Source organism: Dactylosporangium maewongense, from assembly GCF_039531485.1.
GTDB lineage: Bacteria > Actinomycetota > Actinomycetes > Mycobacteriales > Micromonosporaceae > Dactylosporangium > Dactylosporangium maewongense.
This window is the reverse complement of record NZ_BAAAQD010000012.1, coordinates 127,579-141,464: the sequence shown is the minus strand read 5'-3', so window position 1 is coordinate 141,464 and position 13,886 is coordinate 127,579. Positions and strand designations below refer to the sequence as shown.

Sequence of the window (13,886 nt, the reverse complement as noted above, 5' to 3'; positions counted from 1 at the left end):
GCTGTACCAGGGCCGCTCGCCGAGCTCCGGGCGGCCGCCTCCCGGGGCGGCCGGCCGTCCCTTTTCCAGGAGGCACCGCCATGCGTACGGCACGACACTGGCTCATCGCCGCGGCCCTGACCGCGGCACTCACCGCGGCGGGCGCCGCGGCCCTGACCGCACCCGCCTCGGCGGAGTCCAACGGCGGCGTGCGGATCATGCCGCTCGGCGACTCGATCACCGAGGGCACCCAGGTCCCCGGCGGCTACCGCATCGGTCTCTGGCAGCGGCTCGCCGCCGGCGGCTACCGCAACGACTTCGTCGGCTCGCAGTTCAACGGGCCGGCGTCGCTGTGGGACCACGACCACGAAGGCCACCCGGGCTGGCGGATCGACCAGATCGACGCCAACATCACCGGCTGGCTGCGCACCACGACCCCGCGCACTGTCCTGCTGCACATCGGCACCAACGACATCCTGCAGAACTCCAACGTCGCCGGCGCGCCCGGCCGGCTCTCGACCCTCGTCGACCACATCACCGCCGCCGCGCCGAACGCCGACGTGTTCGTCGCCAGCATCATCCCGCTGAGCAACAGCGGGCAGGAGTCGGCGGCCCGCACCTTCAACGCCACCATCCCGGGCATGGTGCAGGGCAAGGTTAACGCCGGCAAGCGGGTCCACTTCGTCGACATGCACGCCGCGCTCACCACCGGCGACCTCATCGACGGCGTCCACCCCACCGCCAGCGGGTACGACAAGATGGCCGCCACCTGGTACACCGCGCTGCGGGCCGTCCCCGGCAGCATCGGCGACCCGGGCACCCCGACCAGCCCGGGCACCCCGACCGGCGGCACCGGCGACGCGCTGGCGAGCGCCGCCTCCGGGCGCTGCCTCGACGTGCCGGGGAGCAACTCGGCGAACGGCACCCAGCCGATCATCTGGGACTGCAACGGCGCGGCCAACCAGCGCTGGACGCTCAACGGCCAGGCGCTGCAGTCGCTCGGCAAGTGCCTCGACTCGCCGACCGGCGCCACCGCCGGCAGCAAGGTCCAGCTGTGGGACTGCCACGGCGGCACGAACCAGCGCTGGAACCTCAACAGCAACGGCACGATCAGCAACGCGCAGTCGGGCCTGTGCCTCGACGTCGCCGGCAACGCCACCGCCAACAACACCCCCGTGCAGCTGTGGACCTGCACCGCGGCGGCGAACCAGCGCTGGACAAGGAGATGAGCATGAGACGTATCGGTGTGCTCGTGGCCGCGGTGGCCGTGCTGACGGCCGGCATCCTCGCCGCCGTCGTGCGCGGGCCGGACGCGCAGGCCCTCGAGAACGGCGTGGCCCGGACGCCGCCGATGGGCTGGAACAGCTGGAACACGTTCGGCTGCAACATCAACGACGCGTTGATCCGGCAGATGGCCGACGCGATCGTCAGCAGCGGGATGCGGGACCTCGGCTACAAGTACGTCGTCGTCGACGACTGCTGGATGAACTCCACCCGCGACGCGCAGGGCAACCTGCAGGCGAACGCGAGCCGGTTCCCGAACGGTATGAAGGCCCTCGGTGACTACCTGCACTCCCGTGGCCTGCTGTTCGGGATCTACCAGGCGCCGCTGGACAAGACGTGCGCGCAGTACTTCGGCAGCTACCCCGGCGCGACCGGCAGCCAGGGCCACGAGGCGCAGGACGCCCGGCAGTTCGCCGCGTGGGGTGTGGACTACCTCAAGTACGACTGGTGCTCGCCCAGCGGCTCGATCAGCGAGCAGGTGACGACGTTCGCGAAGATGCGGGACGCGCTCGCCGCGACCGGCCGGCCGATCGTGTACAGCATCAACCCGAACAGCATCCACGCGAAGACCGGCCCGCAGCGCAACTGGGGCGACGTGGCCAACATGTGGCGTACCACCGAGGACATCACCAACACCTGGGACTCGGGCCAGTCCAACGGCTACCCGATGGGCATCCAGAACATCGTCAACGTCACCGTGCCGCTGGCCGGGTACGCCGCTCCGGGCCGGTTCAACGACCCGGACATGCTCGAGGTCGGCCGCGGCGGCATGAACGACACGGAGATGCGCAGCCACTTCGCGCTGTGGGCGATGATGGCGTCGCCGCTCATCGCCGGCAACGACATCCGGTCGCAGAGCGCCGCGACCGCGACGATCCTGAAGAACCAGAACCTGATCGCGATCAACCAGGACAGCCTCGGCCTGCAGGCGACCCAGGTCTCCAACGACGGCACCCGGCGCGTGCTGGCGAAGCGGCTCGCCAACGGCGACGTCGCGGTCGCGCTGTTCAACCAGGGCGGGTCGGCCACCACGGTCAGCACCACCGCCGCCGCGGCCGGCAAGTCCGGCGGTTCGTTCACGCTCCGCGACGCGTGGACGAACGCCACGAGCACCACGACCGGCAGCATCAGCGCGACCGTTCCCGCGCACGGCACCGTCGTGTACCGGGTGTCCGGCGGCGGGACGAGCACCCCGCCGGCCGGGTCGACGCTCGTCAGCGCCGCGTCCGGGCGCTGCCTGGACGTGCCGAACAGCAGCACCGCCAACGGCACCCAGCCGGTCATCTGGGACTGCAACGGCGGCACCAACCAGCGCTGGACGGTCGACGGGCAGACGATCCAGGCCCTCGGCAAGTGCCTCGACGCGCCCGTGAACGCGACCGCCGGCGCCAAGGCGCAGCTGTGGGACTGCAACGGCGGGACGAACCAGCAGTGGACCCTCAACGCCGACGGCACCGTCCGCGGCACCGCGTCCGGGCTGTGCCTGGACGTCGACCGCAACCTCACCGCCAACGGCACCGTGGTCCTGCTCTGGACGTGCACCGCCGCGGCGAACCAGCGCTGGACGAGAGGATGACGATGCGACGACTCGCCGGCCTGCTGCTGCTGATCGGCGCCGCCATCGTGGTGGCGGGCCCGACACCGCCGGCGCGGGCGGACAACCCGATCGTGCAGACCGTCTACACCGCAGACCCCGCACCGCTCGTGTACGACGGCCGGGTCTACCTGTACACCGGACACGACGAGGACAACTCCACCTACTTCACCATGAAGGAGTGGCGGGTCTACTCCTCCGCCGACATGGTGAACTGGACCGACCACGGCTCGCCGATGAGCCTCGCGACCTTCAGCTGGGCCAGCGCCAACGCGTGGGCCGGGCAGGTCGTCAACCGCAACGGCAGGTTCTACTGGTATGTGCCGGTGACGAACCGCGCGACCGGCCGGATGGCCATCGGCGTCGGCGTCTCCAACAGCCCCACCGGACCGTTCACCGACGCCATCGGCCGGCCGCTGGTGGAGAACAACGAGATCGACCCGACCGTCTTCATCGACGACAACGGGCAGGCATACCTGTACTGGGGCAACCCCAACCTCTGGTACGTGCGGCTGAACACCGACATGATCTCCTACTCCGGCGGCGTCACCCAGATCCCGCTCACCACGTCGGGGTTCGGCACCCGCACCGGCAACGCGAGCCGCCCCACGCTGTACGAGGAAGGCCCCTGGGTCTACAAGCGCAACGGCCTCTACTACAACGTGTTCGCCGCCAAGTGCTGCTCGGAGTTCATCGGCTACTCCACCGCACCCGGCCCGACCGGCCCGTGGACCTACCGCGGCACCGTCATGCCCACGCAGGGCGGCAGCTTCACCAACCACGCCGGCGTCGTCGACTTCAACGGCGGGTCGTACTTCTTCTACCACAACGGCGCACTGCCCGGCGGTGGCGGCTACACCCGCTCCGTGGCCGTGGAGAAGTTCAGCTACAACGCCGACGGCACCATCCCGACGATCACCATGACCAGCGGCGGCGCGCCGCAGGTCGGCACGCTCGACCCGTACGTGCGGCAGGAGGCCGAGACGATCGCCTGGGAGACCGGCGTGGAGACCGAGCCCTCCAGCGAGGGCGGCATGAACGTCGGCTGGATCGAGAACAACGACTCGATCAAGGTCAAGGGTGTCGCGTTCGGCGGCGGCGCCACGTCGTTCACCGCCAGGGTCGCCTCCGCCACCAGCGGTGGCCGCATCGAGCTGCACGTCGACGGCGTCAACGGCCCGCTCGTCGGCACCTGCACCGTCGCCGGCACCGGCGGCTGGCAGAGCTGGACCAGCGTCACCTGCCCGGTGAGCGGCGCGACCGGCACCCACGACCTGTACCTGAAGTTCGCCGGCGGCAGCGGCAACCTGTTCAACGTCAACTGGTGGCAGTTCACCGGAGGCGGCGGCAGCGGCGGCGGGAACCTCCTCGTCAACGGCACGGCCGAGAGCGGCACGTCGGGGTGGAGCATGTTCGGCAGCGGCACGCTGTCGGCGAGCGGCACCGCGCACGGCGGCAGCCAGTCGCTGCTGGTCACCGGGCGGACCGCCGCGTGGAACGGCGCCGCCCAGGACGTGACCGGCAAGCTGGTCAGCGGCAGGACCTACAGCGCGAGCGCCTGGGTCCGCAGCGCGAGCGGCACGCCAAGCGCGAAGGTCATGCTGGCCGTCACCGCCGGCGGCACGACCAGCTACGTGCAGCTGGCCCCGGCGACCGCCGTGAATGCGGGCGGCTGGACGCAGCTGTCCGGCACCGCGAGCGTTTCCTGGACCGGCACACTGACCGGCGCCACCTTCTACGTCGAAACGACCGCGGGCACCGACAACTTCTATCTCGACGACGCGTCCCTGCAGATTTCGTAATTTGTGTTATGCCGCACCGGTTCCGCAGGTCGCATCGGCGCTGATCGAGTTTTTGCGAAAAACCTTGTCGGAATCGGTGCGGCGACACATGATCGCCGTACATCAATCCCGAATCGACGTCCAGCCGTTCCGCCGAAACGTCTGGGCGTCCTGGTGACGCAAGGAGTTCAGGATGGCGGAAAATCACTTCGCCCATCGACGCCCACGGCGGCGCCCGCCGTTGATCGCGCTGACCGCCGGTGTGGTCGGCGTCGTGGTGGCTGCGGTGGCTGCGGTGATGATGCCGGCGGCGGACGCGGCGGCGAGCACGCTGGGTGCGGCGGCGGCGCAGTCGGGCCGGTATTTCGGCACGGCGGTCGCGGCCGGTCGGCTGGGCGACTCGACGTACACGACGATCGCCGGCCGTGAGTTCAACATGATCACGGCCGAGAACGAGATGAAGCCGGACACGACGGAGCCGCAGCGGGGGGTGTTCAACTTCAGCTCGGGCGACCAGATCTACAACTGGGCGACCCAGCGGGGGATGAAGGTCCGGGGTCACACCCTGGCCTGGCACTCGCAGCAGCCGAGCTGGTGGGGCGGGATCAGCGGCTCCGCTCTGCGGCAGGCGATGATCGACCACATCAACGGGGTGATGGGCCACTACAAGGGCAAGCTCGCCTACTGGGACGTGGTGAACGAGGCCTTCAACGAGGACGGCAGCCGCCGCCAGTCCAACCTGCAGGCCACCGGCAACGACTGGATCGAGGTGGCGTTCCGTACCGCCAGGAACGCGGACCCGTCGGTGAAGCTGTGCTACAACGACTACAACATCGAGAACTGGTCGTACGGCAAGACGCAGGGCGTGTACCGGATGATCCAGGACTTCAAGTCCCGGGGCGTGCCGATCGACTGTGTGGGTCTGCAGACCCACTTCACCGGGGGTAGCTCGCTGCCGGGGAACTTCCAGACGACGCTGTCGAGCTTCGCGGCGCTCGGGGTGGACGTGGCGCTGACCGAGGTCGACGTCACGAACTCCTCGACGTCGCAGTACGGCGGGCTGACCCAGGCGTGCATGAACGTGCCGCGCTGCGTCGGGATCACCGTCTGGGGCGTGCGGGACAGCGACTCGTGGCGGTCCAACGAGAGCCCGCTGCTGTTCGACGGTGGCGGCAACAAGAAGGCCGCCTACACCTCGGTCCTCAACGCCCTCAACGCCGCCGGCCCCACCTCCTCGCCCACCGGCCCGACCTCTTCGCCCACCGGCGGGCAGTCCTCGCCGCCGCCCTCCGGCGCGAAGCGCATCGTCGGCGCCCAGTCCGGCCGCTGCATCGACGTGCCGAACTCCTCCCGCACCAACGGCACGCGCGTGCAGCTGTACGACTGCCACGGCCAGACCAACCAGCAGTGGACGTACACGTCGAGCCGCCAGCTGACCGTGTACGGCAACGTGTGCCTGGACGCCGCCGGGTCCGGCAACGGGTCGGCCGTGCAGATCTACAGCTGCAACGGCCAGTCCAACCAGCAGTGGAACGTCAACAGCAACGGCACCATCACCAGCGTGCAGTCCGGACGGTGCCTCGACGTCTGGGGCACCGGCAACGGCCAGCAGGTCCAGATCTACGACTGCAACGGCCAGGCCAACCAGCGGTTCAGTCTCAGCTAGTTTCGTCCGGTGAACGGTGGCCGTGCGGCTTCCCGCACGGCCACCTCTGCTGAGGAGGTCCGCATGCTGCTCGCGAGCGTCACCGTCGACCGTGCCTTCGTCGTCGGGCCGGTGCGCCGGCGGACGTTCGGCTCGTTCGTCGAGCACCTCGGCCGGTGCGTGTACACCGGCCTGCACGACCCGGGGCACCCGACCGCCGATGCGGACGGCTTCCGCGGCGACGTCGTCGATCTGGTCCGCGAGCTCGGCGTCAGCACCGTCCGGTACCCGGGCGGGAACTTCGTGTCCGGGTACCGGTGGGAGGACGGCATCGGCCCGCGGGCGCAGCGACCGGCCCGGCTCGACCTGGCGTGGCACTCGACCGAACCGAACACCGTCGGCGTCGACGAGTTCGTCCGCTGGGCGCGCAAGGCCGGCGTCGAGCCGATGATGGCGGTCAACCTCGGCACCCGGGGCATCCAGGAGGCGCTGGACCTCCTCGAGTACTGCAACATCCGCGGCGGCACGGCGTGGTCGGACCGGCGGCGGGCGAACGGCGCCGAGGAGCCCCACGACATCCGGATGTGGTGCCTCGGCAACGAGCTGGACGGCCCGTGGCAGACCGGGCACAAGACGGCCCACGAGTACGGGCGGCTCGCCGCCGAGACCGCGCGCGCCATGCGGCAGATCCAGCCCGACCTGGAGCTGGTCGCGTGCGGGTCGTCAGGCTCCGGCATGCCCACGTTCGGCGAGTGGGAACGCGTCGTGCTCACCGAGACCTACGACGTGGTCGACCTGGTCTCCGCGCACGCCTACTACTGCGAGGAGGACGGCGACCTCGCCTCGTTCCTCGCCTCCGCCGTCGACATGGACCACTTCATCGACGCGGTCGTCGCCACCGCCGACGCGGTCCGCGCCGCCCGCAAGGCCACCAGGCGCATCCACGTCTCGTTCGACGAGTGGAACGTCTGGTACGCCGGCCGCGCCGAGTCCCGCCCGCCGACCGGCGACGACTGGCCGGTCGCCCCGACCCTGCTGGAGGACCGCTACAACGTCGCCGACGCCGTCGTCGCCGGAAGCCTGCTGATCTCGCTGCTGCGCCACACCGACCGCGTCCACGCGGCGTCGCTCGCCCAGCTCGTGAACGTCATCGCCCCGATCATGACCGAGCCCGGCGGCCGGTCCTGGCGGCAGACGACGTTCCACCCCTTCGCCCTGACCGCCCGCCACGCCGCCGGCGAGGTGCTCCTGACCGCGATCGACGCCCCCGTCCACGACACGACCCGCTTCGGCCCGGTGCCGGCCGTCGACGCCGTCGCCACGTACGAGCCTTCGACGGGCGACCTGGTCCTGTTCGCCGTCAACCGGTCCGTGTCGCGGCCGGTCGCCCTGACCCTCCACCCGCGCGGCTTCCCCCGCCTGCGGGTCGTGGAGGCGCTGACCCTGTCCAACCCGGACCACACCTGGTCCGCGACGCCCGACGACGCCACGTCGGTCCTGCCCCACCCGAACCCCTCGGCGACCGCCGACGACGACACCGTCCGCGTCGACCTGCCGCCGGTCTCCTGGACCATGCTCCGCCTACGCCTGCCCTGAGCTGCGGCGCGTGTACGAGGACTGGGCGGTGTCGACAGAGGTGGGTTCGCCCGGTTGACGAACGCGGCGGGAGCCCTCATGCGGTAGGGTCGATTCGGCGGGCAGCTCCTTCAACCGTGTGGGAGCGGTTCACCATCTCACCGCGAGGGGGTCTCCCCGCATGGACGCGCAGCGCGCACCCACCACGTTCACCTCCGCCTCGGACCACCTGCAGGTGCAAGTTCTCGCGGCGCCGCCCGGTGAGCGGCGACACCGGTTGCTGGTCGCCGGTGACCTGGACTCGCCGACGGCGGCGGCGCTGCTGATGGCGGGCGCCGACACGCTGGGGCTCGCCCCGCAGGCGGACGTCGCCGTCGACATCGGCGAGGTGCGGCTGCTCGGCTCGCAGGGCATCCGCTGCCTGCTGAATTTCCGCAAGTACGTGCAGCATCGCGGCGCCCGGATGCTCGTCGTCGGACCGACGCCGATCGTGCGGCAGGTCCTGGAGATCACCGGGCTGCTCGACCTGTTCGAGGTGCCGGCCGAGGCCGGGCCGGACGGGACCACGTCAAGGGGCTGAGCGGCGCCCGGGGCCGGGTCAGACGAAGGAGTTGAGCAGCGCCCGGGCGAGCTGGACCGCGAGGGTCAGGTCGTCGGTGAAGGTGATGTCGAACGCGCCGTCCGGTCTGGGCCGGGCGCGCAGCACGACGGCGCTGTGCACGGTGACGGCGACGGCGGTGAGCGCGTCGTCGTCGGTGGTGACGAGGTCGGGGCGGCAGACGCGGACACCGGGCACGGCCGCGGGCAGCGCGCCGGCGACGCCGCGGAAGGCCAGGTCCACGCCGCCGAGGGCGGCCGCCCAGCGGGTGAGGGTGGTCGTGTCGCGGCCGGCGCACAGCACCGACGCGGGAGTGTGCCAGCGCCGCACGCGGCGCAGCAGCGACTGCCACAGGTCGTCGACCGTGTCGGCGTCGCCGGTGTGCGTCACCGGGAACGCGCCGGCGGCCGGTTCGGCGGTGTGGAGGTCGACGGCGGCGGCGAACCTGCCGCGGTCAAGCGCGTCGAGCGGTCCCGGACGGCCGAAGAGCCAGCCCTGTCCCCAGTTGGCGCCGAGCGCGGCGGCGGTCGCGCGGTCCGCCTCGGTCTCGATGCCCTCGGCGATGACGGTCGCGCCCACCCGGTGCGCGTAGCCGGCGACGGCGGCGGCCGTGTCCACGGTGTCGGGCCGGTGCGGGGAGCGCAGCAGGCTCATGTCGAGCTTGACGACGTCGGGCGCGACGAGCGGCATGAACGCCAGCGACGCCGGCTCGACGCCCACGTCGTCCAGGGCGATCCGGTTGCCCCAGGAGCGGGTCACGTCGGCGATCTGCAGCATCCGGGCGGGCTGCCGGGTCAGGGCGCGTTCGGTGAACTCCAGCACGATCTTGAACGGCAGGCCGCTGTTGATGACGGCGATGAGCTCCGGGGTGAGTGGCCGGTCCAGGACCGCCGGTTCGGCGTTGATGAACACCAGCGGCGGGGTGGCGGCGGCGTCGCGGGCCCGCTCCAGCGCGCGGGTCGCGCACAGCTGGTCGATCTCCGGCAGCAGGCCCGCCGCCGCGGCGGCCGCGAACAGCTGCGCGGGCATGTGCAGGTCGGAGCCGGCGGGCCCGCGGGCGAGCGCCTCGACCCCGACGACGTCGCCGGTGGTGAGGTCGACGATCGGCTGGTAGATCGGGGACACGTCGCGGTCGCGCAGCAGCCGTACGACGGCGGCATCGGCAACCGGGAGGGTCGTGCTGCGCGTCATGGTGACACCAATCGTCCGCGGGTTCGTGCAGGCTCGACATCGGCCACGGCCGCCGGGACCTGAGGGATGTCACTGGTCGGGCGCCTCGAGGGTGACGACGAACACGGACCCGCCCCCGGGGTTGGGCTCGTGGTGGACGTCGCCGCCGTTGGCGCGCACGAGGCTGTGCACGATGTAGAGGCCCAGGCCGGTGCCCTTGACCCGGCCGGCGTCGCGGTCGGCGCGGGCGAGCCGCTGAAACAGCCGGTCGCGGAACTCCTCGGGCACGCCCGGCCCCTCGTCCTCGACCCGGATCTGGACGCGCCCGTCGCCGGGGTCGACGACGCGCACGGCGATGGCGCCGCCGCCGTACTTGCCGGCGTTGGAGATCAGGTTGGTGAGGATGTGCTGGAGGTGACCGGCGTTGACCAGCGCGTCGACCGAGGGCCCGAGGATCGGGACGTCGGCGCCGGCGGCGGTGAGCGCGGTGTGGATCTGCTCGTGCAGCCGCACCGGCTCGCGGTGGGCGTGGATGGCGCCGGCGTCGATGCGCACCATCGTGAGGACCTCCTGCACGATGTCGTCGAGGCGGTGCGCCTGCCGCGAGATCCCGGTGATGATCTTCGTTTTGCGGGCGTCGTCGAGGGCGGCCCAGTCGTCGAGGAAGATCTCGGTGTAGCCGAGGATCGCGGCGAGCGGGTTGCCGATCTCGTGCCCGAGCATGCCGATGAGGTCGAGCTTGAGCCGGTTGGCGTCCTCCAGCTCGGTGTTGCGGTCGGCGAGCTCGGTGGCGGCGGCGTCCCGGGCCCGTTCGGCGGCGCGGCGGCGGGTGGTGTCGGTGACGACGCCGATGAAGTGGTCCGGCCGGCCGTCGGGGTCGCGGACGAGGGTGACGCTGGCCTCCACGTCGACCCAGTGCCCGCGGGCGTGCCGGATCCGGCCCTCCAGGGTGAACGCGGCCCGGCGACCGGCGAGCAGGTCGTCGAGGCGGCTCGCGACGGCGGGCAGGTCGGCGGGGTGCATGCTGTGCAGGCTGTTCGTGCCGAGCAGCTGCCCCGGCGGGTAGCCGAGCATCGCGGCGTAGGCGGCGTTGACCTCGGCGAGGCTGCCGTCGAGGTTGCGGACGATCTGACCGACGGCGGAGTTGTGGAACTGGGCGCGGAAACGGGCCTCGCTCGCCGCCAGGGCGTCCTCGGCGGCGCGCTCCGCGGTGACGTCGGTGTTGACCTCCAGCACGGTCCCGGCGAGCCCGGGCCGGTCGTCGTGCTGCAGGACCTGCCGGCTGAGCACGATGGCGGTGCGGCCGGCGGCGGTCACGTGCTTGAGCTGGCCCTCCCACCGGCCGTCGCGCAGCAGGGCGGCGGTCTGGTCGGCCTCGGTGCCGCCGTCGGGGAAGCCGGTCGCGAGCAGCTCGTGGGTGACCTCGCCGGTGGCGGCGGCGAGCGGCCACCCGTAGAGGTCCTCCGCGCCCTGGTTCCACCACACGATGCGCCCGTCGAGGCCGCGGACGATGACGGCCGCGGGGATCAGCTGCAGCAGCGTCGCCTGGCGGTGCAGCTGGGCGAGCTCGGCCCGGCGCTGGGTGACGTCCTCGACCTGGTTGACCAGGTAACGCGGGATGCCGTGCTCGCGGACGATCGCGACGTGCACGTTGGCCCAGATGGTGCGGCCGTCCTTGTGCCGGTACCGGCGTTCGACCATGAGCGTCTCGCGCTCGCCGGAGAGCAGCTGGGCGGTGAGCCCGTCGGTGCTGGCCACGTCGTCGGGGTGCTGCAGGTCCCGGAACGTCATCGTCATCAGCTCGGCGGTGCTGTAGCCGGTGATGGCGGCCATGGCCGCGTTGGCGTGCAGGTAGCGGCCGACCTGGCCGGGGTCGAGGCTGGCCAGGACGACGCCGAGCGGCGAGTTGTCGAACGCGAGCTTGAACCGGGTCTCGCTGACCTCCAGCGCGGCGAGGGCCCGGGTGCGCTCGGCGAGCAGCTCCGCGCTGTGCGCCGCGTCGTCGGCGTGCCGCAGCGCCGAGCTGAGGCTGTCGGCGAGCAGCGCCAGCTGCTGCTCGTCGGTGTCGTCGAAGGCGCGGGGGCGGACCGCGGAGACCTTCAGCGCGCCGATGACGGTGTCGCCGGCGAGTAGCGGCGCGATGAGCATGGAGCCGATGCCGAGCCGGGCGCACGTGGCCCGGTTGACCCGCGGGTCGTCGCTGGTGTCGGCGCAGGCCGCTGGGGCGCCGGTGGCCAGGACGGTGCCGCTGAGCGAGCCGACGACCGGCACCCGGGTGCCCAGCGCCCGGCCGAGCGTGCCGGCGGTGGCGGCGTAGTACAGCGCGTCGCCGTCGAGGAGCTCGACGACCGCGCCGTCCGCGGCCGGGAACAGCTGCACCGCGCGGTCGGCGACGACCCGGATCGCGCTGTCGCGGTCGGCGGCGGCCGCGGTCACCTCCCGCTGCACCAGCAGCGTGTCGCGCAGGCGCTGGAACTCCCGCTCCGTCGAGCGGGCGGCGGCCCGCTCGGCGCTGACGTCGAGCATCTGCAGCACCGCGGCCGCCGGCCCGCGGGCGTCGGTGATGACCGACGTGTGGGTGGCGACCTCGATCCGGTGGCCGTCGCGGTGGCGCAGGACCGACTGGCGCACGGCGCGGCTCGCCCGGCCGTCGGCGAGCGCGGTCAGCGCCTGTTCCAGGGCCGCCGACGGCTCGGCGAGCAGGTCGGTGACGGTCAGCGCGGCGGCCTCGCCGGCGCTGTACCCGAGCAGCCGCGCGAACGCGGGGTTGGCCAGGGTGATCCGGCCCCGGTCCGCGCCGCGCAGCCCGACGACGACCTTCGCGACCGGGCTGTGGTCGAACACGTCGGCGAAGCGCCGCTCGCTGTGCTCGAGCCGCTCCACGGCGGCGAGGGCCTCGCCGCGCTGCGCCTGCAGCTGCGCGTTCGCGGCGGTCGTCGCGCGCAGCAGCGCCTGGTTGCGGGCCGCGTCGTCGGCGTGGCGCAGCGCGCCGGCGAGGGCGTCGGCGAGCAGGGTCAGCTGCTGCTCGTCGGCGTCGTTGAACGCCCCCGGCGCCGGGCTGCTGACCAGCAGCGCCCCGAGCGGGCCGGAGACGCCGAGCAGCGGCGCCACGATCACCGACCGGACGCCGACGGCCGCGCTCACCGCGGCAGAGATCCGCTCGTCGGCGCGGGTGTCGTCGCAGCGCTGCGTCGAGCCGGTCAGGATCGCCAGGCCGGACAGCGACCCGTTCACCGGGATCCGGGGGTCGTCGGCGCCGGCCGTGCCGGTCCCGGCCGCGACCTGCAACGCCGCCCCGTCGGCGTCGAGCAGCGCGACGACGGCGGCGTCGCCGCCCGGGATCACCTGCAGGGTCCGCTCCGCCATCAGCCGCAGCACCGCGGCCCGGTCGTCGGCGGTGGCGGTCACCTCGCGCTGCACGGCGATCGTCGTGCGCAGCCTCGCCGTCTCCCGCTCGGCGCGCCGCTGCGCCTCGACGGCCGCGGTCACGTCGCGGGCGATGCCGACGACGAGGTCCTGGCCGGGGAGCGCGGCGCCGTTCCACTGCAGCCACAGGTAGTCGCCGCCGCGGGTCCGGTACCGGTTGCGCAGCCCGGCGGCCGGCCCGCCGTCCGCGGCCACCCGGGCCGCCGCCACGCTCGAGGCGACGTCGTCCGGGTGGATCAGCGTGGTGACGTCCATGCCCTGCAGGTCGGCCTCGGTCCAGCCGAGCAGCCGCTCCCACGAGTCGTTCGCCCGCACCACCTGCCCCTGGGGCGTGCTCACCAGCAACAGGTCGGGGGTGGCGGACACGATCGCGTCCAGCAGCGCCTCGCTGTGACCGCCGGGGGCCGTGGTCGCGGTGGCCGGTGCCGTGGCCGCTGTGGTCCGTGCGGCGAACTCGGCGGCCACGTGCGCCCCGCCGAGCGCGTCGTGGATCACCGTGGCCCGGATCGTGACCGGCACCAGCCCGCCGTCCTGCCTGCGCAGCTGCCCGTCGAGCACCAGCTCACGCCGCTCGTCCCGGGCCAGGGCCGCCAGCGCCGCCACGACCGGCGGCCGGTCGGCGGCGTCGAACAACGTGGCGCAGGACCGTCCGAGCAGCTCGTCGCGGCCGTGCCCGACGAGGTCGCACAGGGCGGCGTTCACCTCGACGAGGTCGCCCAGCGCCCCCTCGACGAGCGCGGCGACCGCCTTCGCCGCCATGCCGCGCTCGAACGCCTGGGCGAGCAGCCGCAACCGCGCCTGCTCACCGAGCCGCCCCAGCACGCCGACTCCCAC

The 13,886-nt window shown here is 72.5% G+C and carries 8 protein-coding genes; 6 read left to right on the top strand and 2 right to left on the bottom strand.

Annotation, left to right across the window (positions count from 1 at the left end):
* Window positions 1-80: 80 nt before the first annotated feature.
* The 6 genes from ABD332_RS28840 (at window position 81) to ABD332_RS28815 (ending at window position 8,438) form a co-directional block, all read left to right on the top strand.
* Window positions 81-1,208: a ricin-type beta-trefoil lectin domain protein gene (locus ABD332_RS28840; protein ID WP_344505394.1), complete on the top strand. Its 1,128-nt coding sequence runs from the start codon at window positions 81-83 to the stop codon at window positions 1,206-1,208.
* A 2-nt stretch (window positions 1,209-1,210) separates the two neighbouring features.
* A complete protein-coding gene (locus ABD332_RS28835; RefSeq protein ID WP_425552302.1) occupies window positions 1,211-2,839 on the top strand; it encodes a glycoside hydrolase family 27 protein in 1,629 nt (542 codons plus the stop codon).
* Window positions 2,840-2,841: 2 nt separating this feature from the next.
* On the top strand, window positions 2,842-4,659 hold the full coding sequence (locus ABD332_RS28830) for a family 43 glycosylhydrolase (protein ID WP_344505699.1): 1,818 nt from the start codon (window positions 2,842-2,844) through the stop codon (window positions 4,657-4,659).
* A 172-nt stretch (window positions 4,660-4,831) separates the two neighbouring features.
* A complete protein-coding gene (locus ABD332_RS28825) occupies window positions 4,832-6,304 on the top strand; it encodes an endo-1,4-beta-xylanase (protein WP_344505393.1) in 1,473 nt (490 codons plus the stop codon).
* Between the two features lie 63 nt (window positions 6,305-6,367).
* The gene (gene arfA, locus ABD332_RS28820; RefSeq protein ID WP_344505392.1) at window positions 6,368-7,879 is read left to right on the top strand and encodes an arabinosylfuranosidase ArfA; all 1,512 of its coding nucleotides are present in this window, start codon (window positions 6,368-6,370) and stop codon (window positions 7,877-7,879) included.
* A 160-nt stretch (window positions 7,880-8,039) separates the two neighbouring features.
* Window positions 8,040-8,438, top strand: a complete 399-nt coding sequence (locus ABD332_RS28815; protein ID WP_344505391.1) for an STAS domain-containing protein — start codon at window positions 8,040-8,042, stop codon at window positions 8,436-8,438.
* Window positions 8,439-8,456: 18 nt separating this feature from the next.
* On the opposite strand, the gene ABD332_RS28810 is transcribed toward ABD332_RS28815, so the two are convergent.
* The gene (locus ABD332_RS28810) at window positions 8,457-9,647 is read right to left on the bottom strand and encodes an EAL domain-containing protein (RefSeq protein WP_344505390.1); all 1,191 of its coding nucleotides are present in this window, start codon (window positions 9,645-9,647) and stop codon (window positions 8,457-8,459) included.
* Window positions 9,648-9,716: 69 nt separating this feature from the next.
* Window positions 9,717-13,874, bottom strand: coding sequence for a PAS domain S-box protein (locus ABD332_RS28805; protein ID WP_344505389.1), 4,158 nt, complete (start codon window positions 13,872-13,874; stop codon window positions 9,717-9,719).
* Window positions 13,875-13,886: the final 12 nt, after the last annotated feature.